General features: G+C 42.8%; 20 protein-coding genes. 16 read left to right on the top strand and 4 right to left on the bottom strand.

The annotated features are described in order from the left end of the window. The first annotated feature begins 12 nt into the window (after positions 1 to 12). The 15 genes from HWQ44_RS31375 to HWQ44_RS31445 all read left to right on the top strand — a co-directional run bounded on the left by HWQ44_RS31375 (position 13) and on the right by HWQ44_RS31445 (position 19602). Positions 13 to 1269, top strand: a complete 1257-nt coding sequence (locus tag HWQ44_RS31375) for a ScyD/ScyE family protein (protein ID WP_292726061.1) — start codon at positions 13 to 15, stop codon at positions 1267 to 1269. Between the two features lie 123 nt (positions 1270 to 1392). Further along, complete coding sequence (locus HWQ44_RS31380) at positions 1393 to 2766, top strand: ScyD/ScyE family protein (protein WP_292726063.1); 1374 nt, start codon at positions 1393 to 1395, stop codon at positions 2764 to 2766. Between the two features lie 175 nt (positions 2767 to 2941). After that, positions 2942 to 4111, top strand: a complete 1170-nt coding sequence (scyF, locus tag HWQ44_RS31385) for a scytonemin biosynthesis PEP-CTERM protein ScyF (protein WP_292726064.1) — start codon at positions 2942 to 2944, stop codon at positions 4109 to 4111. Positions 4112 to 4347: 236 nt separating this feature from the next. Next, on the top strand, positions 4348 to 5637 hold the full coding sequence (locus HWQ44_RS31390) for a glycosyltransferase family 4 protein (RefSeq protein WP_292726066.1): 1290 nt from the start codon (positions 4348 to 4350) through the stop codon (positions 5635 to 5637). Between the two features lie 14 nt (positions 5638 to 5651). Continuing rightward, positions 5652 to 6710, top strand: coding sequence for a bifunctional chorismate mutase/prephenate dehydrogenase (gene tyrA, locus HWQ44_RS31395; protein WP_292726068.1), 1059 nt, complete (start codon positions 5652 to 5654; stop codon positions 6708 to 6710). Positions 6711 to 6763: 53 nt separating this feature from the next. Continuing rightward, positions 6764 to 7960 (top strand): 3-dehydroquinate synthase, encoded by a 1197-nt coding sequence (locus tag HWQ44_RS31400; RefSeq protein ID WP_292726070.1) that lies wholly within the window; start codon positions 6764 to 6766, stop codon positions 7958 to 7960. A gap of 327 nt (positions 7961 to 8287) precedes the next feature. Then, a complete protein-coding gene (locus HWQ44_RS31405; protein ID WP_292726072.1) occupies positions 8288 to 10492 on the top strand; it encodes an anthranilate synthase in 2205 nt (734 codons plus the stop codon). A gap of 223 nt (positions 10493 to 10715) precedes the next feature. Continuing rightward, entirely contained in the window at positions 10716 to 11549 is an 834-nt protein-coding gene (gene trpC / locus HWQ44_RS31410) for an indole-3-glycerol phosphate synthase TrpC (protein WP_292726074.1), read from the top strand. 121 nt (positions 11550 to 11670) lie between these two features. Next, positions 11671 to 11880, top strand: coding sequence for a hypothetical protein (locus HWQ44_RS31415; RefSeq protein ID WP_292726076.1), 210 nt, complete (start codon positions 11671 to 11673; stop codon positions 11878 to 11880). Positions 11881 to 11928: 48 nt separating this feature from the next. Beyond that, positions 11929 to 12762, top strand: a complete 834-nt coding sequence (trpA, locus tag HWQ44_RS31420; RefSeq protein WP_292726078.1) for a tryptophan synthase subunit alpha — start codon at positions 11929 to 11931, stop codon at positions 12760 to 12762. Between the two features lie 158 nt (positions 12763 to 12920). Then, on the top strand, positions 12921 to 14150 hold the full coding sequence (locus tag HWQ44_RS31425; protein WP_292726080.1) for a tyrosinase family protein: 1230 nt from the start codon (positions 12921 to 12923) through the stop codon (positions 14148 to 14150). Positions 14151 to 14587: 437 nt separating this feature from the next. After that, positions 14588 to 15829, top strand: a complete 1242-nt coding sequence (gene trpB / locus HWQ44_RS31430) for a tryptophan synthase subunit beta (RefSeq protein WP_292726082.1) — start codon at positions 14588 to 14590, stop codon at positions 15827 to 15829. 74 nt (positions 15830 to 15903) lie between these two features. Next, complete coding sequence (gene trpD / locus HWQ44_RS31435) at positions 15904 to 16995, top strand: anthranilate phosphoribosyltransferase (RefSeq protein ID WP_292726224.1); 1092 nt, start codon at positions 15904 to 15906, stop codon at positions 16993 to 16995. Positions 16996 to 17293: 298 nt separating this feature from the next. After that, positions 17294 to 18394 (top strand): 3-deoxy-7-phosphoheptulonate synthase, encoded by a 1101-nt coding sequence (gene aroF / locus HWQ44_RS31440; RefSeq protein ID WP_292726084.1) that lies wholly within the window; start codon positions 17294 to 17296, stop codon positions 18392 to 18394. 245 nt (positions 18395 to 18639) lie between these two features. Next, complete coding sequence (locus HWQ44_RS31445; protein WP_292726086.1) at positions 18640 to 19602, top strand: general stress protein; 963 nt, start codon at positions 18640 to 18642, stop codon at positions 19600 to 19602. Between the two features lie 424 nt (positions 19603 to 20026). Here the strand turns inward: HWQ44_RS31445 and HWQ44_RS31450 are convergent, their stop codons facing one another. Both HWQ44_RS31450 and HWQ44_RS31455 read right to left on the bottom strand, forming a co-directional pair. Beyond that, positions 20027 to 20227, bottom strand: coding sequence for a heavy-metal-associated domain-containing protein (locus HWQ44_RS31450; protein WP_292726089.1), 201 nt, complete (start codon positions 20225 to 20227; stop codon positions 20027 to 20029). Positions 20228 to 20800: 573 nt separating this feature from the next. Further along, complete coding sequence (locus tag HWQ44_RS31455) at positions 20801 to 21613, bottom strand: SDR family oxidoreductase (RefSeq protein ID WP_292726091.1); 813 nt, start codon at positions 21611 to 21613, stop codon at positions 20801 to 20803. A gap of 209 nt (positions 21614 to 21822) precedes the next feature. On the opposite strand from HWQ44_RS31455, the gene HWQ44_RS31460 reads away from it, so the two are divergent. Next, on the top strand, positions 21823 to 22800 hold the full coding sequence (locus HWQ44_RS31460) for a threo-3-hydroxy-L-aspartate ammonia-lyase (protein WP_292726093.1): 978 nt from the start codon (positions 21823 to 21825) through the stop codon (positions 22798 to 22800). A 52-nt stretch (positions 22801 to 22852) separates the two neighbouring features. On the opposite strand, the gene HWQ44_RS31465 is transcribed toward HWQ44_RS31460, so the two are convergent. Together HWQ44_RS31465 and HWQ44_RS31470 are read right to left on the bottom strand one after the other, a co-directional pair. Beyond that, a complete protein-coding gene (locus HWQ44_RS31465; RefSeq protein ID WP_292726095.1) occupies positions 22853 to 23158 on the bottom strand; it encodes a helix-turn-helix transcriptional regulator in 306 nt (101 codons plus the stop codon). Beyond that, positions 23155 to 23514 (bottom strand): type II toxin-antitoxin system RelE/ParE family toxin, encoded by a 360-nt coding sequence (locus tag HWQ44_RS31470; RefSeq protein WP_292726097.1) that lies wholly within the window; start codon positions 23512 to 23514, stop codon positions 23155 to 23157. Before HWQ44_RS31470 ends, HWQ44_RS31465 begins: the two co-directional genes overlap by 4 nt. Positions 23515 to 23571: the final 57 nt, after the last annotated feature.

A 23571-nucleotide genomic window follows, 5' to 3' on the forward strand; every position in this document is an offset into this window, starting at 1 on the left:
ACATTGCAACACATGAAACTGAAACAATTAACTATTACTTTCCTCACTTTTTGTGTTGCCGCTTTTTCGGGAATGAAAGCTGTCTCAGCTGCATCATTTTCGGTAATCGCCGATGGTCTATATAATGCCGGTGGTCTGAGCTTTGGCCCTGATGGTAATCTCTATGTTACAGAGGCGGGAATCGGAGGAAATGGCGCTTGTGTTCCACCCGCAAGTGGTCAAGGCGATTCTTTATGCTATGGCACAAGTGGTGCAGTTACCAAAATTGAGAATGGTAAGACTGAGCGGATACTTACAGGACTTCCTTCTTTAGCATTACCAGATGGAACTGGAGCCAGTGGGCCTCGTGACATCCAATTTAATGCTAAAGGTAAACCTTATGTTCTGATTGGGTATGGGGCTAATCCAACCTTTCGCGATCGCAATTTAGGTTACACTGACCTCGGTAAAATCATCGCTCCCAACTTTAATACCAATTCCTGGACGAGTGTTGCTGATTTAGCTAACTATGAACTCGCCAACAATCCTGATGGTGCTGATGTCAGTAGCAATCCCTTGGGTTTTATCATAGATGGCAATAAGTTAGTTGTAGTTGATGCAGGTGCAAACGATTTACTCAGTGTTAATGCTGATAAAAGTAATTTGCAGGCGATAGTTGCGTTTCCCCAAGACATATTAACTAATCCCGTCTTTCCACCTTCCGATACCCCATCCAATGAACCGGCACAGGTGCCATCTCAAGGTGAGGTGGTGCGATCGCAGTTTCCAACCCAAGCAGTCCCCTCAAATTTGGCAAAAGGGCCTGATGGTGCTTATTATGTCAGCCAATTTACTGGTTTCCCCTTCCCAGAAGGTGGGGCAAAAATCTATCGAGTCGGTACTGATGGTAAAGCATCAGTCTTTGCCGATGGTTTTACCCAACTCACAGACTTGGAATTTGATCCTGCGGGCAATTTGTATGCTTTGCAGTACGCCAATCAGTCCGCCTGGAAGGGGAATTTTGATGGTTCTGTGATCAAAATAGCTACCGATGGGACACGCACAACCCTTTTGAGTGGCAATGGATTAGAGTCACCTAGCGCCCTGACTATTGGTGCTGATGGTGCAGTATACGTCACAAACCGAGGCGATCGCCCAGGACTTGGACAAGTTCTCAGAATTGAAAATATCAAGTCTATTCCTGAACCTGATTCTACTTTAGGTGTATTAGCGATCACTGCTTTAGGCGTTGGTTGGTTGCACAAAAAGAGAAACCATCCAGAATTCTGACTTTCGCATAGACGCGATGAATCGCGTCTCTACAAGAGTACATACGCGATTTATCCCGCCTCCTGAATTCTTCTTGATAAAAATTTCCCCAAACAAATTATTTAATTCTCAATCTCCAAAGGTATGAAACTCAAGTCATTTGCTCTTACATCTCTGACATTTTGTTTTGCTGCTATTTGTGGAACACCATCTGTACAAGCTGCAACGCTAACGACAGTTGTCGATGGAGTCAGTAATGCACGAGGTGTTAGCTTTGGCCCTGACGGCAGTCTCTACGTAGCAGAGCCAGGTATCGGCGGCAACGGAAATTGTCAACCATCTCCGAGTACGCTGTTTCAGCCGATCTGTGCTGGTAATACTAGTTCACTGGTCAAAGTTTCACCAAACGGCACCAAACAGCGGATACTTAATAACTTTCAGTCTCTTGCAGAACAACCTACTGGCAACCAAGGCGCTGGTATTGAAGACATACAATTCGATTCTAAAGGGAACGCTTATCTTCTGACAGGCTTTGCTGGTTATCCAGGAAACCGCGATCTAGCAACACTTAACCTTGGTTCTCAATTCCCGCTTCCACCACAGCAACTTGCTACTTTTCCGCCATCAACACCTGATAAAGTTTTGAATACGCCGCTACTAGGACAACTGTACAAAGTTGACTTGAATACGGGATCTCTCAACAGTATTTTTGACTTTGCCAAGAATGAAATCACCAAAAATCCAGACAGTGGGGATGTAGTTACCAATCCCTATGACCTGACTGTTAGTGGTGATAATGCTTATGTCGTTGACGGGGGTGGGAACACTGCTTACAAAATTAAACTTGACGGAAGCGAGTCCCAGGCGATCGCAATTCCTAAAAACATCATTAGTAAGTCAGATTTACCACCAGGATTACAACTACCTCCTGGGCTATTAGAGGAGCTTCCAGGAGGAAAAATAGCAATTCAAGCAGTACCCACAGGTGGCGCAATTGGCCCCGATGGAGCTTTATACGTTGGTGAATATACGGGTTTTCCTTATCCAGATGGTAAATCGCGGATCTTCCGCATTGGCGAAGATATGAAACCAGAAGTTTTTCTAGATGGCTTTACGCACATCACCGACCTAACCTTTGATGAGAAAGGCGATTTGTTGGTTTTACAGTTCAGCGACAAGTCCCAGTTAGGGGGTGACATCACAAATCTACCTGGTTCTCTGATCCAAGTTGCTCCTGACGGCACTCGCACAACACTTGTTGCAGCAGGTCAAGGGCTAGATTCGGCTGATGGAATTGATATTGGCCCTGACGGCAAGATTTATATTACCAATCGCGGTGTCGGCCCAGGACTAGGGGAGGTTGTTCGGGTGGATGGTGTTGTTACAGAAACAGTCCCTGAACCTGGTTCAGTAGTCGGCTTATTAGCACTTGCTGGTGTAGGCGCAACTGCTGCTAACGCCAAGCGCAAACGCCAAGAAAAGTTGGGTGAATTGCTAGCTAAAGCAGAGACTATCTAATTCCTCAAAACCTTGGCTTTGTCAGGGAATGCTTACAGAATAAGCTGCTGCCTTACAGAGAAAGTTGCATTTCCAACAAGAGGCAGCAGCCCAAATTTTAGGGTTCCCAAACTAGGACTGGGAACGAAATTAGTCTAGGAACGAGTATAACTCATACAACCAGGACTTAAAATTCATGGGATTAGTCAAAAATTTCTCAATCGGTATTCTCGGTACTGGATTTATAGTGTTGGCAGCAGCAGCCCAAGCCAAAGCTGTAACATTAACTTACGACAGAAGTATCGGCAGTCCTGGCTTTGCTCCTGGGCAGTTGTTTGTTCCCCAAGGCATAACGGTAGATAACTCCGGGAATACCCTTGTCAGTAACGGTCGCGGTCTTAACCCCGATGGGACTTTTAACCCAAACATTGGTAACAAGGTTGAAGTATTTAATCCTCAAGGTAATTATATTGGAGCCATCGGCGAGGGCGGCAAAGGGCCTGGACAATTCGACGAACCATCGGCTTTAGAAATCGATCCGCAGACTGGGAATCTGTATGTGGGTGATGTTTTCAACAACCGCGTTAATGTCTTCGATCCTCAAGGTAACTTTATTAACTCATTTGGTAAGTTTGGCGGTCTCATACCGGGTAGAGCTTTCTTTGGCCCATCTGGTGTGACATTTGACAAAACTGGCAATGTGTATATAGGTGATTTTAGCGGCGACAAGATCAATAAATACACTAAGGACGGCGAACTAATTAGCAGTATTGGCACTTCTGGCACTCAACCTGGGCAGTTTCAAGGGCCAGCAGGTTTAAGAATTTCCCCAGTTAGTGGCAATTTTTATGTTAGTGACCAGTTTAACAACCGCGTTCAAGTACTCGATCCTGAAGGTAATTCTCTGTTCACATTTGGCAAACAAGGCAGTGGAGATGGAGAATTTAATCAGCCCATCGGCTTAGAAGTGGACGAGTTTGAGAATATTTATGTGGCAGATTCTATCAACAGCCGCGTCCAAGTATTCGATAAAAACGGTAACTTCCTGACAGCTTATGGTAAACCCGCCGCTGCAACACCTCCTCAACTAGGTCAGCCTCCCTTTGGCGACCCCCTTGACCTCACACCAGGCACATTTAACTGGACGGGTGGCACAAGCTATAAAGATGGCAAGCTTTATGTGGGCGATTTCTTCCAAGGTCGCGTCCAAGTGTTAAACGTAGAAGGCAGAACGCAAGTGCCAGAACCTAGTTCAGCATTGGGTTTAGTATTGCTTGGGCTTGGGGCTGCTACCGTCACATTGAAAAAACGTGGGCAACAAAAGCCAGTCTTCAGTTTAGAAAAGGAACTGCAAAAACAGTGCTAAAGCATCGATTCAGTAATCAAAAACCTAACCCCCCAGCCCCAAGGGAAGGGGGAGCTAAACTCCCCTCTCTCGTAGGAGAGGGGTAGGGGGAGAGGTTCTTCCAGGATTACTGAATTGGTGTCCTAGTAGTCTGTCAAGTTGAAATTGATAGGTAAGCAAGTTCGTAGTAAGGACTTTAGTCCTTATTTTCTAAGCACTAAAGTGCTTACTACAAACCTTCAGGACATTAACGGTTAATGCACATTCTGATTTATTCATACAACTATCATCCAGAACCAATTGGTATTGCACCTTTGATGACTGAGCTAGCAGAAGGGCTGGTGAAGCGAGGGCATCAAGTGCGGGTAATCACAGGTATGCCTAACTATCCTCAGCGTCAGATTTACGATCGCTATCGGGGTAAGTTATACGTTACTGAACAGAAAAATGGTGTCACCATTCAACGTAGTTACCTGCGGATTAAGTCTAAACCTAACCTTGTAGATCGGCTACTGTTAGAGTTGAGCTTTGTCTTTACAAGTTTGCCACAAGCTCTTAGGGGTGAGCGACCTGATTTAATTCTCTTAACAGTACCGCCGTTACTAGTTTGTTTACCTGCAACCTTAATAAGTTGGTTATATAACTGCCCAGTCGTGCTGAATGTGCAAGATATACTCCCGGAAGCTGCTGTGCGGATTGGGCTAATTAAAAATAAGTTGATGATTCTCGCTCTGGAAGCTTTAGAGAAATTTGCCTACCGAACTGCACATACTATTAGCGTCATTGCCGATGGCTTTGTAGATAATTTAATCAATAAAGATGTACCTGTTAATAAAATTACCTGCATTCCCAATTGGGTAAATCTAAATTTTATTCGCCCTTTACCAAAGGAAAATAACTCTTGGAGAGCTACCCATCAACTCGATGGTAAATTTGTAGTGCTTTATTCAGGTAATATTGCTCTCACCCAAGGTTTGGAGACAGTCATAGAAGCAGCAGCTCGCTTGCGTCATCTAAAAGAAATTATCTTTGTCGTAGCTGGCGAATCCCAAGCCCTCGAAAGGTTGCAAAAACATTGTCTTGCTTGTGGTGCAGATAACGTTTTGCTTTTGCCATTGCAACCGCGAGAAAAACTACCGCAAATGTTAGCAGCTACCGATATTGGGTTGATTGTGCAAAAGTGCAATGTGATTTCCTTCAATATGCCTTCTAAAATACCACTATTGTTAGCCAGTGGTCGCCCAATTGTGGCTTCAGTTCCCGCAGTTGGGACTGCTGCGAAAGCTATTCGAGAAAGTGGCGGCGGTATTATCGTTAAGCCAGAGTCAGCAGATGCTTTAGCCACTGCGGTATTGGATTTATATAATCAACCGGAATTAGCAGCAAAATTAGGGCGTGAAGGAAGAAAGTTTGCGGTAGAAAACTATTCCTTTGAGCAAGCGCTAGATCGGTATGAAGAGTTATTTTCTAATATGATTGCCAAAAGAGCAACAACTTTGGATATCTTGCCTGAATTGAGTTCTAAGGAATCACTTATTGATATTTGAAAATTGGAAGAAAAATGCCTTTGAAATCCTCTTATTCAGATCATCTGAAAAAAACTGACCAACGCTTGATCGCCTTACTGAGCGATCGCATATCATTATTAGCAGCTTCAGAACAACCTTCTTTAGATGAACAACTGGCTGATGTAGCTCCCCTACTCGCTCAAGCTGGTATTCCTGAATCTGTTTGGGCGGGTGTGCTAAATAGTTGTCATGCTACTCTAATTCCTAAATATACAACAAATCATGTCAGCCCCCGACAAATTACAATCATCGGTGGATGTGGCAGAATGGGAAGATTCTTTAAAGAGCAACTTTCGTTAGTAGGTAACAATGTTAGTGTTCTCGAACCCGAAGATTGGGATTACGCAGATCAACTGTTGAGTCAAGCGGAATTAGTATTAATAAGTGTTCCCATTGAGCATACGGTTGATGTTATCAAGCGGGCAGCTAAATACCTTGCCCCAAATACCGCTTTGTGTGACATTACGAGTATTAAAGCACAGCCAACTAAAGCAATGCTCGAACACCATTCCGGCCCAGTTATGGGCTTACACCCAATGTTTGGGCCAAATATCAAATCGTTCTTGGGACAAAAAGTGGTGGTATGTCCAGGTCGGAACGATGATTCATTTCAATGGCTATTAGACTTGATTAAAAGTCAAGGTGGAGAGTTAATTGTTTCCACACCTGAAGAACACGATCAAATGATGGTGATTGTTCAAGCAACGCAGCACTTCTATAGATTTAGTCTTGGCGTTTTCTTAACACAAGCAAGAATCGATATAGAGCATAGTTTAACAATGTCAACTCCTAATTATCGTCAAGAAATTGACATTGTTAAACGTTTATTTTCCCAAAATCCTCATTTATGTGTGGATATTATGCTAGCTACAGAGGAAAGGTGTGATGCCATTAGTTTTTTAGCTGATACTTACAGTCGGTTGGCGAGACTAGTGGCGAGGAAAGATAGAGACGCATTAATTCAGGAATTTGAAAATGCTCAAAGCTTTTTTCAAGATAAAATCAATACTTTTATACAGCCTTTAAATACAACTGCTAAAGCGGCTATCTAACGCGACTTTCAACCCCAGATATACACAAATATTAGTATTTAAAGAGCAAAAATATGGTAATTGACATCAAGCAAAAAAGTAGATTAATTCATCAACGGGTTGCGGTTACTTTCAACTACGAGGTTTATTTCACCCAAAATTTATTTGAGTTGAAAAACCCGACGCTAGCGCAAGTGATTGCTGCGGATGAGGAGACAAAGCCGAAGAAATTAGTTGCAGTGGTAGATGCAGGAATATTGCAATATCAACCGGAATTGGTGAAGCAATTAGTCGCGTATACCAAGTTTTATGCAGAGGTACTAGCGATCGCAGCTGAACCCATGATAATTTCGGGAGGGGAAGCTGCCAAAAACGATCGCACTTTAGTAGAGCAAATCCAGCAACAAATTGAAGCCGCCGGATTATGTCGCCACTCTTACATATTAGCGATCGGAGGCGGGGCGGTGTTGGATTTGGTCGGATATGCAGCTGCAACTGCTCACCGGGGAATCCGTCTAATTCGGGTTCCAACGACGGTGTTAGCGCAAAATGACTCTGGGGTTGGCGTCAAAAACGGCATCAATGCCTTTGGTAAAAAGAACTTTCTCGGCACATTTGCGCCACCTTATGCAGTTATAAATGACTCTGCGTTTTTGACAACTCTAGACGATCGCGATTGGCGTTCTGGAATCGCAGAAGCAGTCAAAGTGTCGCTAATTAAGGATGCTAGCTTTTTTGATTTTATTCACTCTCACACCGTAGCCCTTGGGCGGCGAGATATGGATACTATGCAACAAGTTATCTATCGTTGCGCCCAGTTGCATTTAGAACATATCGCCAATGGCGGCGATCCTTTTGAAATGGGTTCGTCTCGTCCCCTAGATTTTGGACATTGGGCGGCTCATAAACTGGAGCATTTGACAAATTATCGCTTGCGTCATGGTGAAGCAGTTGCGATCGGTATTGCTTTGGATAGCACTTATTCTTATTTGGCAGGATTGCTAGATTGTTCAGAGTGGCAACGGATATTAAATACTTTATCGGCGTTGGGTTTCACGTTATATGTGCCAGAACTAGCCCATAAGTTATCACAACTGGAAGATCCTCATTGTTTGTTTCGGGGTTTGACTGAATTCCGCGAACACTTGGGGGGAGAGTTGACTTTGACGCTGTTACAAGGGATTGGCAAAAGAATTGAGGTTCATGAGGTGAATTTGTTGTTGTATAGGCAAGCAATATCGCTGTTGCGAGAAGTGAGGGGGGAGTTTTAAATGCAGAGGTTTTTATGAGGTTATTTACTACTTTGGGGGGAGGCGGAGATGTTTAAATAGGGTTGTTGGTAAATGTACTAGAAAAGCAGTATAAAAAGCGAATAAATTGACACCCAATCGAAAAATTATTCAATGTATTATTTGCTTGATATCTAGTATTCTTGAATAAGAAGTGAAAAGTTTTTGATGACATTTTTTAAAAATAATATGTTGGCTTAGATTGATAGAAAGTTATCTAAGTTTGTTCGAGATTTGAAAATAACTACTAATAATGATTAATGGTTGTTGATTAATGATTGACTAATAAATATTCTAGAGAAATTACTCATGGTTTTTGATTCCCGTTCCTACAAAACCCTTGGTGGTGTAAGTGTTTCTCGCTCCATCACCGAAGTTAAGATGGACACTGCCCTCGAAGATATTCTATTCCATTTAAATTCTCAGCGTGGAGGCTTGCTAAGGAGCAGTTACGAATATCCGGGCAGATACAAAAGATGGGCGATCGGATTTGTCAATCCACCATTAGAGTTGACTACACAGGAGAATGCTTTCACTTTGATAGCGTTGAATGAACGCGGTCAAGTACTTTTGCCATTCTTCTTAGAGCGCCTATCCCAGTCAGAACAACTTGAGAAAGTCACCCAAGCTCATAACAATATTGTAGGGTTTGTTAAACCTGCAAAAAAACTATTTACTGAAGAAGAACGCAGTAAACAACCTTCAGCATTTACCGTTGTCCGCGAAGTCTTAGATACTTTCTCTAGTCAAGAAGACGAGCATTTAGGCTTGTATGGGGCATTTGGTTATGACTTAGTTTTTCAGTTTGAACCAATTACTCAACATCTAGAACGTCCTACAGATCAGCGCGATTTGGTGCTTTATCTGCCAGATGAATTGATTGTTGTTGACTACTATCAGCAACGTGCATTTCGTCTACAATATGATTTTGAAACAGCGCACGGCAATACGAAGAATCTTCCGAGAACAGGTGAGTCTGTAGATTATCGTGGCAAACATCTTCTCCCGAATCAAACTGCTGACCATAAAGTAGGCGAATATGCGAAAAAAGTTGAGGTTGCACTCAATTATTTCCGCAGAGGCGATTTATTTGAAGTTGTTCCTAGTCAAAACTTTTTTGAAGACTATGAAGACCAACCCAGCAAACTATTTAACACCTTAAAGGAAATTAATCCTAGTCCTTATGGATTTATTTTTAATTTAGGTGGAGAATATCTGATTGGTGCATCTCCAGAAATGTTTGTGCGGGTTGAGGGTAGGCGGGTAGAAACTTGTCCAATTAGTGGCACTATTAGCCGGGGACAAGATGCTCTTGACGATGCAGTGCAAATTCGTCATTTACTCAACTCACACAAAGATGAAGCTGAGTTGACCATGTGTACTGATGTCGATCGCAATGACAAATCCCGAATCTGCGAACCTGGTTCAGTACGAGTCATTGGTCGTCGTCAAATTGAATTATACAGCCACCTGATCCATACAGTAGATCATGTTGAAGGGATACTGCGATCGCAATTTGATGCTTTAGATGCCTTTCTATCGCATACATGGGCAGTTACAGTCACCGGCGCACCCAAAAGGGCTGCAATAGACTTTATTGAACAGCACGAAAAGAGCGCTCGACGTTGGTATGGTGGAGCAGTCGGCTATTTAAATTTCAACGGGAATTTAAATACTGGATTAATTCTGCGGACAATTCGATTAAAAGACTGCATCGCTGAAGTGCGAGTTGGCGCTACTGTCCTTTATGACTCCATACCCCAAGCAGAAGAACAAGAAACAATTACCAAAGCAGCCGCGTTATTTGAAACGATTCGGCGTGTGAAGCAAACGAGTCAGAAAATTGATCAGTCCAGTTCTCTAAAATTAACGAAACTCCTCCCAAGTGCGGCAGCTGGTAAACGTATCTTATTAATAGACTACGAAGACTCATTTGTTCATACCTTAGCTAATTACATTCGCCAAACTGGTGCAAGCGTTACTACACTCCGTCATGGTTTCTCAGAATCGCTATTCGATACAGAACGCCCTGACTTAGTTGTATTATCTCCTGGCCCTGGTAGACCAAGTGATTTTGGGGTTTCCGAGACTGTCGGTGCCCTTCTGCATCGCCAAATTCCTATTTTCGGAGTTTGTTTAGGATTGCAAGGCATCGTAGAAGCTTTTGATGGACAATTGGGAGTTCTCAACTATCCTCAACATGGAAAATCCTCACGGATTTTCGTCACCGATGCCAATTCTGTCATCTTCAAAAACTTACCGGAATCCTTTGCAGTCGGTAGATACCACTCATTATTTGCTCTACCGCAATATTTGCCAAAAGAACTGAAAGTAACAGCAATTTCTGATGACGACGTAATTATGGGCATTGAACATCAGACACTTCCCATCGCCGCCGTTCAGTTTCATCCAGAATCAATCATGACTTTAGGTGGAGAAGTCGGTTTGGAAATCATTAAAAATGTGGTGCGTGCATATACGCAAGTTAAAGAGTCATTAGTCATTGGTCATTAGTCATTGGTCATTGGTCATTAGCCTTGTTCCCATGCTCTGCGTGGGAATTTCACCCTTGAGACTCCGCCTCTCTCATACTGAGATTAAGAGTGTTTTTAGTCTATCAGGCACAGTCTGCACATAATGCATTCCCAGATGGAATTTGGAAACGAAAAACAAACGAGATTAACAAGAATGCGAGAATAATTACTTATTTCCCCATCTCCACTACCTTTAGTAGATTATGACTAACCAAGTTGCCACTTCCCGCCATATTCTTGAAGAAATTGTGTCGCATAAAAAGCAAGAAGTTGCACAAATGCAGCAAGAATTGCCTTTAGCCACCTTGCGACAACAGTTAAATGCAGCCCCGACTGTGCGAAATTTCTTGACTGCTTTGCAGGAAAATTCCAACCAACCGAGCTTAATTGCTGAAGTAAAAAAGGCATCACCTAGCCGTGGGGTTATCCGCGCAGATTTTGATCCAGTAGCGATCGCTCAAGCTTATGAACGAGGCGGTGCAGCTTGTTTATCAGTCCTGACTGACCAAAAGTTCTTTCAAGGTGGTTTTGATAATCTGCGAAGGGTGCGATCGCAAGTTGCATTACCTTTACTGTGCAAGGAGTTCATCATCAACTCCTATCAAATTTATTTAGCACGGACAGCAGGCGCGGATGCTGTATTGTTGATTGCGGCTATTTTATCAGATCGAGAACTCCAAGACTTTTTGCGAATGATTCATGATTTAGGCATGACTGCGCTAGTAGAAGTTCATACCTTGGCTGAACTAGATCGGGTGCTAAAGCTTGACAACCTCAGTTTAGTAGGAATCAACAATCGCAATTTAGCAGATTTTACCCTTGATTTAGGAACAACCCAGCAACTCTTAGCAGAGCGTCAACAACAATTACAAAGTTTGGATATCACCGTCGTCAGCGAATCTGGACTGTATACACCTGCTGATTTATCTCTTGTCGCTGAAGCTGGTGCCCGTGCAGTTTTGATCGGAGAATCTTTAGTTAAACAAAGCGATGTAGAACAAGCTGTGCGTACTTTGCTAAGACTTGATCCTCCCTAACCCAATACGCTTGGGTTAAGCTTTTTTCTCTCCCCCTCTCCCCCTCTTCCCCTGCCCCCCTGCTTTCCCTATTCCCTGTCACCTATTCCCTATTTTGCTTTGAGGCAATTGTATGAAAGCGATGGCGATCACAAACTTCGGAAGTCCAGAAGTCTTTGTAGAAACTGAAGTGGATAAACCGACACCAAGGAACAACGAAGTTTTAATGAAGGTTTATGCCACCTCAGTGAACCCAGCCGACTGCGGGGTGCGCCAAGGAGCTAAAAGACTCATTCACGAGTATCAAAGACTCAATGACAAAAAATCTAGCGTGGATATCGCTAATTGCTAAGTGTTAATTATTCCAAAACTATTAAATAATCATTAACTATTTTTCAGCATGACTTCTATCTCCGATTCCTTTCAAACTTTACGCGATCGCCAACAGTGTGCTTTAATCCCCTTTATCACAGCAGGCGATCCTAACTTAGAAACTACTGCCGAAGCTTTACGCATCTTAGACCGCAACGGTGCTGACTTCATCGAGTTAGGCATTCCCTACTCCGATCCTCTGGCAGATGGGCCTGTGATTCAAGCAGCAGCAACCCGCGCTTTACAAAAAGGCACTAAATTAGAACAAGTGCTAGAGATGTTACACATAGTGATTCCTAGCCTCAAAGCGCCGATAATTCTATTTACTTACTACAATCCCATTTTGTACCGGGGTATTAAGTCATTTTTGGCGCAAATTGCTGCTGCTGGGGTGCAAGGGTTGGTAGTGCCAGATTTACCCTTAGAAGAGGCAGAAGAATTAATCCAGACTGCTACCTCTTTCGGAATTGAAGTAATTTTGCTTGTAGCTCCTACCAGTTCTAAAGATAGAATTGTTGCGATCGCTCGTCAATCTCAGGGTTTTATCTACCTGGTGAGCGTTACAGGTGTTACAGGTATCCGCGCTCAAATTCAAAACCGCGTAGAGCATTTAATTACCGAGTTGCGAAGCGTCACCAATAAACCCATCGGCGTTGGTTTTGGCATCTCAGAAGCAAAACAAGCACATCAAGTAATGGAATGGGGAGCAGACGCAGTGATTGTTGGTAGTGCCTTTGTCAAACGTTTAGCTGAAGGTAGCCCAACAGAAGGATTGCAAGCCGTGGAAGAATTTTGTCAGGAACTCAAAACAGCCATTACAGAAAGTCGGCGCGAAAGTCCATCTCTTCAAAAGGTGAGATAAATTCACCCGCAGATTTAGGGAGTAGGGAATTATGATCAATTATTTCTCTTTCTGCCTATTTACTCATTACTCATTACTCACTACTCAGTAGGGAATTACGATCAATTATTTCTCTTTCTGCCTCTGTAACTCCCTGCTCCTCTGTTTCGATTAAGATAATGAAACTACTGCTGAAATCCTTCAAAATATTAATTTACAGCTTACTTATAGTTAGCACCTGTGCTATTACAGTCTTCGCCCACGATCGCATTGACTACGGACAAGACAAACACTATAGGTATGAAAATCTTCTAGGACAATACGCTCAATTAGCTGTAAGAAAGAATGTAACTGACCTGACACAAAGAGAGAAAACAGCCTTTGTCAAGGCTATCAAAACCTTAAAAACTGTCATACCAGCAGGTAGCAAGCTCAGTATTTACGACCAATTTGTTGCCATACATTTAGGGGCAACACGCTTGATTCATAATCATAAAGGGCATTCCGATGGTTCCGTCCAAGAACTTGCTCATGAAAATGCCGCATTTTTCCCTTGGCATCGAGAATATATCCGCAGATTTGAACAAGCTCTGCAAGCAGTAGACCGAACTGTTACTCTCCCATACTGGGATTGGACTGACGCCAAAGCACTTGATGTAATTTTTAACGATGATTTTCTTGGCTCTAATGGTCAAGGAGTAACCATCAAAATTCCAAATCAGGGAAATTTTACAGGTGGGCCTGTGCCTGGGGCTTTCTCTGCTGCAAATGGCTGGGTTATGAATCCAGCATTAAACATTGACCCAGATACCGGAATATCTTTAGGTACATCACTTGTCCGCTTTCTCAGACTACCTCCTGCCAGTAATTACCCTGTGCCCAAAAAAGATATTGAGCGTGTCCTTGCTCTTAATGACTATTCTCTATTTCGCCCTGCTTTGGAAGGATTTATCTCTGTAGATGAGCAGGGTAAAGTCACCCCTGGAGGATTCATCCACAACTACATTCATGGCTTAGTCGGTGGAGTACAGATAGACGCAAGCACGACACCCATAACCTTTAAGAGTCTGGGTACGATGAGCAATATACCAAGTTCGCCTTATGACCCAGTGTTTTGGTTGCATCATGCCAACGCAGACCGCCTCTGGGCTGAATGGCAAGACAACGGTCATAAAGGTAGCGATTTTTATCCTCCCGATGGTCATAGTCAGCCTTATGGACACAACCTTAAAGACCTAATGTGGCCTTGGGACGGCGGTATGTCTAACCCCAAAGCTACGGCGTTAGGAGATTTACTATCCCTATTACCAAAATTTAACTCTGACGATTTAGTGCGCCCTCTAGATGTTTTGAATCACCGAAAACTGGGCTATACCTACCAAACCTGGGAAAATCAACCGCGAAGATAATTTTATCTGTGGCATAAGAGACTTCCAAATAAAAAAATGTACAACTATTTATTGTGGAGTGGGCGTCTCGCCATAGGTGTCAAGTTAAGCTCAAACTTCCTATGTCAATAAGCATTTATGCTTAACAATTTGGTTTGAAAGGGACAAAAAACGAACTTTTTCAGGGACTATTAATGCTTTGTTTATTAGCATCACTCCCAGCTTGCGTATAAAAGTCAGAAAAAAGTTCAACTTTATACTTCGTTCCTAACAAAACCTATCATTGACAAATGGGTTTTAACCTTAAGTTGACACTAATGGCGTCTCGCCCGCCCGTAGTCCAAGGCGGGCAAGATGCCCACCCCACAAGATTGGATAATTTATTTCTTGGAAGTCCCTAAGTTCTAAAAAGTTAGAACGAAAGTAAAAAATACTTAAACACGAAAGGATTTTAAACAGTGGTAAGCATACAAGACATCAACACTACGATTTCACCTACGACCGTGCTACCTGACTTTTTAGGCAGGTTTGGAAAGTTCGGCGGTAAATATGTTCCCGAAACCTTAATGCCTGCATTAAGTGAATTGGAAGCGGCTTTTCAAAAATATCGCAACGAGCCAAGTTTCCAAGCAGAACTGCAAAACTTACTGCGCGACTATGTGGGACGACCCAGCCCATTATATTTTGCTGAACGCCTGACAACAAACTACGCAAGACGAGATGGCACGGGAGCGCAAATTTATTTAAAGCGTGAGGATTTAAATCATACAGGCGCTCACAAAATTAATAATGCTTTAGCTCAGGTGTTACTCGCTAAACGCATGGGCAAGCAACGGATTATCGCAGAGACAGGAGCAGGTCAGCACGGGGTTGCGACTGCAACTGTATGTGCGCGGTTTGGTTTGAGATGTGTGGTTTACATGGGCGTCCACGATATGGAACGGCAAGCCCTTAACGTATTCCGCATGAAGTTGATGGGGGCAGAAGTTCATCCAGTGGAGGCAGGTACGGGAACTCTCAAGGATGCAACTTCTGAAGCAATTCGGGATTGGGTGACGAATGTGGAAACAACCCATTACATCCTGGGTTCTGTTGCCGGGCCCCATCCCTACCCGATGATCGTGCGTGATTTCCATGCTGTAATTGGTATAGAAACTCGCGCTCAATCCCAGGAGAAATGGGAAGGATTACCAGATATTCTACTGGCTTGCGTGGGTGGAGGTTCCAATGCGATCGGCTTGTTCTATGAGTTTCTAGATGAACCTTCAGTTCGCCTCATCGGAGTAGAGGCGGCGGGTGAAGGTGTAAATACAGAAAAGCACGCAGCTACCTTGACAAAGGGAAAAATAGGTGTATTGCACGGAGCAATGAGCTATTTACTGCAAGATGATGATGGTCAAGTCATCGAAGCCCATTCAATTAGCGCCGGATTGGATTATCCCGGCGTTGGGCCTGAGCATAGTTATTTAAAGGATCTTGGTCGCGCCGAATATTACAGCGTTACCGATCAGCAAGCCTTGGATGCATTTCAAAGACTTTCGCAACTAGAAGGGATTATCCCAGCCTTAGAAACTGCTCATGCGATCGCATATCTAGAAACCCTTTGTCCTCAGTTAGAAGGTAGTCCCCGCATCGTCATCAATTGTTCTGGCAGAGGTGACAAAGATGTGCAAACTGTCGCAAAAATCCTGATTCCTTAATTTTCTCTTCTTGTCATTTGTCCTTCATGAATGACCAATGACAAATGACCAATGATCAATGACAAATGACCAATATGATGGCTGTAACTCAAACTCCACCCGATAACATCTTCATCCTTCCTGAGTTCTACAACTGGCCAGCTTTATTGGAACAGTTGTTGAATCGGCAATCGTTGACGGTTTCCCAAGCTGCGGATCTGATGCAAGGTTGGCTGATAAATGCCATTCCTCATGTACTATCAGGGGCGATTTTAGCCGCAATTCAAGCCAAAGGCGTATCTGCCGAAGAATTAGTTGGCATGGCCACCGTCTTACAATCCCAATCCCCAGTACCCACTACCCAATTCCCAACCCCTCTAATTGACACCTGTGGAACTGGTGGAGATGGAGCTTCAACCTTTAATATTTCTACTGCTGTCGCCTTTGTCGCCGCCGCTGCTGGGGTAAAAGTTGCCAAACATGGCAATCGTTCGGCATCTAGCAAAGCTGGTTCGGCTGATGTGTTGGAAGCTTTGGGTATAAATCTCAACGCTACTCCTGAGAAAGTGCAAGCCGCAGTGGGTGAAGTTGGAATCACCTTTTTATTTGCTCCCGGCTGGCATCCTGCACTCAAAGCGATCGCTACTTTGCGAAAAACGTTAAAAGTCCGGACTGTTTTTAACTTGCTCGGCCCGCTAGTAAATCCCATGCGACCAACAGGGCAAATTATTGGTGTGAACGACCCGCTTTTACTAGAGGAGATTGTTCAAGCTTTATCTCAATTAGGATGTCAGCAAGCGATCGCTCTCCACGGACGGGAACGTTTAGATGAAGCTGGTTTGGCAGATGTCACCGACTTGGCTGTACTCCAAGATAAAAAAGTGCGTTCTCTAACGCTGAATCCTCAAGAATTGGGTCTGAGTTTTGCACCAACTGCGGCGTTGCGGGGTGGAGATGTCCCAGAAAATGCCGAAATTTTGAAGGCAGTTCTCCAAGGTAAAGGTACGCAAGCACAACAGGATGTAGTCGCTTTAAATACAGCCTTAGCCCTGCAAGTTGGTGAAGCAATTCATGGGGAAACGGATGTTTTAGCAGGTTGTGTTAAAGGTATTGTCCTTGCTAAGAAAATTCTGCAAAGCGGTGCAGCTTGGACAAAACTAGAACAACTTGCGGAATTTTTGCGCTAGACGAACCTCTCCTTGAAGGAGCTATGGTGTACACGCAAGTCTTCTAAAGCTGCCCTACACCTTGACCTGCAATGCCAATGCATCGACCTGCAATGTTAATGCATCGACCTGCAATGCCAATGCATTGACCTGCAATGTTAATGCATCGACCTACAATGCCAATGCATCGACCTACAATGCCAATGCATCGACCTACAATGCCAATGCATCGACCCACAATGCCAATGCATCGACCCACAATGCCAATGCATCGACCTGTAAAGATTAGCCCACCCAAACTATACACAAGGAAAAGCAGATGATTATCATACTTAAGAGCGGTACACCTGTTGAAGAAATTACTCGGATTAGCCAAGAACTGAGTGAAACTTGGAAAGTCACGGTAGAAAAAAGCATTGGCACTCATAAAGTTGTGCTGGGGCTAATTGGTGATACTACTAGCATCGATAAATTACAAGTTCAGGAGTTTAGCCCTTGGATTGAGCAAGTGTTACGAGTGCAACAACCTTTCAAGCGGGTAAGTCGAGAATTCCGAGATGGACAAGCCAGCGAAGTTGTTGTACCTACACCTAACGGTCATGTGTATTTCGGCGAACATCATCCGATCGTAGTGGTAGCCGGGCCTTGTTCTGTTGAAAATGAAGCGATGATTGTCGAAACGGCAAAGCGGGTAAAGGTAGCAGGAGCAAAGTTTCTGCGTGGCGGAGCTTACAAACCTCGTACTTCACCTTATGCATTTCAAGGTTATGGCGAAAGCGCTTTAGATTTATTAGCAGCAGCGCGGGAAGCTACGGGTTTGGGTATCGTCACCGAACTGATGGATGCTGCCGATTTATCAGCAGTGGCGAGAGTCGCTGACATAATCCAAATCGGAGCTAGGAATATGCACAACTTCTCGTTGCTGAAAAAGGTAGGCGCTCAAGATAAACCCGTGCTGCTGAAGCGGGGGATGTCTGCCACAATTGACGAGTGGCTGATGGCGGCAGAATATATTATGGCATCTGGAAATCCCAATGTAATTCTTTGTGAGCGGGGAATTAGAACCTTTGATGGCAAATATGCCCGCAATACTTTAGATTTATCAGTGCTTCCGGTATTGCGATCGCTTACCCATTTACCGATTATGATTGATCCCAGTCATGGTACTGGTAGGTCTGAATATGTTCCATCGATGGCAATGGCTGCGATCGCAGCTGGTACAGATGCCTTGATGATTGAAGTTCACCCCAATCCCGCAAAAGCTTTATCTGATGGGCCCCAATCTCTCACCCCTGATAAATTTGACCGCTTAGTTCAAGAAATGTCAATTCTAGGCAAAGTAGTTGATCGCTGGTCTACACCTACATTTGATCGCATTGGCGAAAGCCAAATTCTCCTCACGCCAGAACTCTCAAAGTAGATAGAGCGTAATATTAACCGATTTTTTGCAAATGGCTAAACCCGATCAACGGATTTTTTCAAACGAAAGAATCTGTTGATCGGGTTTTCATAAATTACCCTGCTCTGCTAACACTGAGGGCGGGGTTTGTAATGAATTTTATTACTTAGGATAGTTTTGAGTTAAATAAAGTTGTATTTAAGATTACAGGTAATGAAAAACTAAGTTTGTGGGAAATTAGTTTTCCCTGCTATCAAGGAGTAATAATGGTTTTAAATCAATATCAACGTGTTGTAGGCGTATTTACTCATCAAAGAGATGTAGAACAGGCACTACATGAGTTGAGAGATTCTGGCTTGGCGATGGACAAAGTATCTATAGTTGTCCAGAATGCAGACCGCAATCATGAGATTGCCAATAATGAAATAAAAGAGCGCACGGGTGATAAAGCTGACGAAGGTGCAACAGTAGGAGGGCTTTCTGGGGGCGCTGTTGGTGGATTGACTGGTTTATTAGTAGGTCTTGGGACTTTAGCAATCCCTGGAGTTGGGCCAATAATGCTGGCTGGTGCAGCAGCAACTGCTTTGGTTACAACCCTTGTCGGGGCAAGTATTGGTGCTGCTACTGGGACTTTTGCTGGTGCATTAGTTGGTTGGGGAATATCGGAGGAGCAAGCTAGAGCATATAACGAGCGAGTAGAGCATGGACACTATTTTATAATTGTGGATTGTACATCTGTTGAAATTGCTAAAGTAGAAGCAATTTTACAGCGTTGGGGTATTGAAGAGTTTGGCATTTACGAGCATCTCAACAGTGAGCATAGAACTATAAATTATCTGACCACGACTAGTTCTGCTCCTACCATTCCTAATAAAAGTGGGATTTTGACTAAGTATGCTATTAGTTACTTTGATAACGTAGATAATGTACAAGCGGCAATTAACGATATGTATGCCGCAGGTTTTCCAGCAAACCAGATTTCCTTAATTTGCAAAGACTTTTCTCAATTGATTGGGTCAACAGACGTTAATTTTAGTGAGCGCTTTGACGCTATGAGGCTAGGAATAGCAGATGAGTGGGCACGCTTTTACAACGAGCAAATTGATCAAGGTAATTACATACTCATCGTTAGTGGCACAGACAATGAGCTTGAGTCGGCTAGCTTAATTTTGGGCAATTATGCGGTTCAAGAATGTCAAATTTATGACCCCATGTTAATTCGTTCTTAAAAACGATTACCGGAGAATTTAACAATTTTTTCAGAGCAAATAAATATACAGCAATACTTTCAAAAACCTAAAGTCTTTAGCTTGTAAGTCAGAAGAGGAAAATATTCTTTATCAAGTAGAGTCATTAATTAATAATATTCCACCCTGTTTTCGGGTGGAATATCTGACTAAGCAATTGTGCTGGCTAAATTACTTCATCTAAATCTCCTCAGAAATTTAGAAATTTAACTTATTCCCCAACTGTAAAAAATGAGCGGAGCGAAGTTTTTGCAGCCGGGGGAAATCGAAGCCATTAGTCCGTGAGTTTTAGTCACTAGTAGTTTTCATGATTGTTTCATGCTTAATCATAACTAATGACCAAGATTGTGAATGTCGATTCCTCCCATTCCTAGAAGGAATAAGCTCACTCGCCGTTTTTCTGGAATTAATAGCCTTCTATAGTATAACCAGCAGATTGAACGATCTGTTTAATTGACTCTTCAGAAGCCGCAGCTTCTACAGTTACGATTTTAGTATCAACGTTCACATCTACTTTCGCATCAGATTCCATAGTCTGAATAGATTTAGTTATTTTCTTAGCGCAGTCATCACCTTTAATGTTTGGAACTTTCAATTTAATTGCCATTACTTGCCTCTTGACATCAATTTCAATTTCTATTCAATAAATATCATAACGGTTGAGATAGTGAGCGCACATCTTACTGGAGTGAGGGAATTGGGCATCCCAAAGATAGTAATAAATAATAGCTATACATAAATCGTTATTGAGATAATTTTTAGATATGAAACGAAATAAAATGCCAAAATATATAAAGTAATTTATGAAAATACACTTAGTCCTACTAACTTCTAAAAACCCGCTTTTTTAGTTTGTTATAAAGACTCCACTAGAGATTGCAGATTATTTTATAGGCGTTCTTTGTTCTCGCAGCACTACCTGAACATACAAGGATCTATACGTAAGTCCCGAAACCTTTTTATTTGTAATTTTTAACTTATTTTTATGTCTGCCCACCTTTAGCAGCATACACATATCCAAAAAGCAGCTATCTTGTGGCAGAGATTGAGACATTTTTAAATTGGGAAATTTATAGTCAATCTGATACCATCTATATACTAGAAAACAGGGCATCAAACCCTGTTTTTTAGTTGCTATCCCTCCCCTCTTTACTCCACTTCGTTAAGTTGAGGAAAGGGGCTATCTATTTTTTTTGAGTTCGTGCATACTTCTCACGATCTTTGTGACTAAATTTCTGGGCGTAAATCTGACGCTTTCAGTTAATATCTTATTTCTCATCCCAGGAACGACAACAGTTTTGTTTGTCATTAAGCCCCGATAACCAATCTTAGCAACGGTTGCGGTATCCATCATTCTCTTAACGCTAGCAATCTTTGAATCTTCCATTGCAGCAGTTTGTTGAAATTCTGATGCTGTTGGCCCTGGACAAAGAACAGTGACGCTGACACCTGTGCCCTCTAATTCATTAGCGATCGCTTCTGAAAATGATAGGACATAGGCTTTTGTCGCGAAATAAACTGCCATTAGAGGACCTGGTTGAAAAGCTGCTGCTGAGGCCACATTTAATATTTTTCCATAGTTTTGCTCAACCATATCCTTGAGGAATAACTTAGTTAAATGAGTCAGGCTGACTATATTTACCTGTAGCATTTTCAGTTCCAGGCTGAGGTCTGTTTCGTTAAATACTCCATAAGTACCAAAGCCAGCATTGTTAACCAGCACATCAATCTTGATGGATGCTTGCTGTAGTTCTGTGAAAATTTCTTCTGGGGATGTTGGGATAGATAAATCCTTAGCAAAAATTTTGACAAAAATGCCAAACTTTTGCGGAAATTCATCTATAATTTCAGTAAGTTTTTCTTCATTCTTATCTACTAAGACAAGATTATAACTATGACGAGCAAAGATTTGGGTTAATTGATAGCCTATCCCACTAGCCGCTCCTGTAATTAGAGCAGTTTTTTTTTGCCGAATTTTGGATGTTTTATTCATGTTACAAAAATGACTAGTTTGAGTGAATTAATTTAATTTTTATAAAAGTAGCTACAGCAATATATAATATTTGCTGTAGCTACTTTTATGGGAACAAAGAATGATGCTATACACCTGAAATTGAGTATGCTTAAATAAAGCATAATAAACGCAAATATAAAAATCTGTATCTATATAAACAAGAGCCAGAATATTTAATATCATCATCAATGCCACAGCATAATTTTGTTACTATAACTGACGTGCAAGCAGCACAAGAGCGAATTTTAGGGATTGCTCACCGCACTCCTGTACTGACTTCTCGAATCGTTAACGATCGCACCAATAGCCAAGTGTTTTTTAAGTGCGAAAATTTTCAACGCACGGGGGCATTTAAATTTAGAGGGGCGTACAATGCCCTAGCCCAACTATCGGTAGCAGAAAAGCCAACAGGCGTTCTCACCTATTCATCGGGAAATCATGCCCAAGCGATCGCTTTAGCTGGACAATTACTAAATATTCCCACCACTATTGTCATGCCTGATGATGCTCCGGCTGTCAAACAAACTGCTACTCGTGGTTATGGTGCAGAGATAATTTTGTACAATCGCCAAGAAACCAACCGAGAAGAATTAGCCCAAAATTTAGCACGCGATCGCAATCTCACTCTGATTCCCCCTTACGATCATCCCCATGTCGTCGCTGGACAGGGGACAACGGCTTTAGAACTGATCCAAGAAGTTGGTGAATTGGACTTATTATTAGTTTGTTGTGGTGGTGGTGGATTACTTTCAGGGTGTGCGATCGCAGCCAAAGCACTTCTCCCCAATTGTAAAGTAATCGGGGTAGAACCAGCCCTTGCCGACGATGCTACCCGCTCCTTTCATACCAAAACTCTGCAAACTGTCAAAAATCCTAATACCATCGCTGATGGTGCGCGAACTCCTAGCCTTGGTAAAATTACTTTCCCCTTAGTGCTGCATTACGTCGATGATATGGTGACGGTATCTGAAGAAGCGATTCTTCGCACCATGTTTTTCTTATGGGAACGGCTGAAAATTGTCGTTGAACCTACCGGAGTCCTTGCAGCAACAGCTTTACTCGAAGGTGTGGTGACAGCACCAGAGTCGAGGATTGGTGTGATCATCAGCGGGGGAAATGTAGATTTGGCACAAGTTGGTAAATTGTTTTCTGTAGGATTGGATTGAAAACTTAAATTCCCAATTGACAAACTGCGTAGGCGTAGCCCGTCGGAGAATATCAATCGAACTGAGAAATCACAACCTCTTGATCGGGAAAACGGGCTATGATTGTCAGACTTCCGCCAAGAGATTTAATGTATCGAGAGAGCGTGGATATTTGAATATCATCCTGATGCTCAATTTTTGAAAGTGCCGATTGTACCACTCCCATATTCTTGGCCATATCGCTTTGTGTATGTCCAAGGGACTCTCGAAGCTCAGAAAGTGTCAATTTGAGCAATGCAAGGTTTGCTTGCATCTCGCTTTCTGCCTGTTGTTCAGGAGTCATTTTTTTACGAAGTTCTTTAAATGGCTTCGTCTTCATAGGAACCCTTCTGTTTTTAATTCTTCTAAATGTTCGTCATACAACGTATCTGCTTTTGGCACATTCTCCTCGTACCAGCGATCGTCTCCTCCCTTGTTTCCTCCAAAAAGAAGAATGGCGACTCTCCTTGGATCAAATGCATAGAGTATTCGGTACGGTTCTCCTCTGTGTTGCACCCTCAACTGTCTCATGTGGGAATGACGTGAGCCGTTTATTTTTGAACTGTAGGGAAAAGGAAGTTCTGGCCCCCGCGCCTCAAGTAGTCGCACTACTGTATCTATTGAAACTTGGGTGCTGTCGTCTAGCTCAACCCACCACATTTCAAACTCGTTTGTGAATTCTACCTCCCACGTCATTATTACTTATACATATTTTCCCGAGAATATCACCTTTAACTCATATTATGACTATAT

Origin of the sequence: Nostoc sp. JL34, from assembly GCF_017114945.1 — a bacterium.
GTDB lineage: Bacteria > Cyanobacteriota > Cyanobacteriia > Cyanobacteriales > Nostocaceae > Nostoc.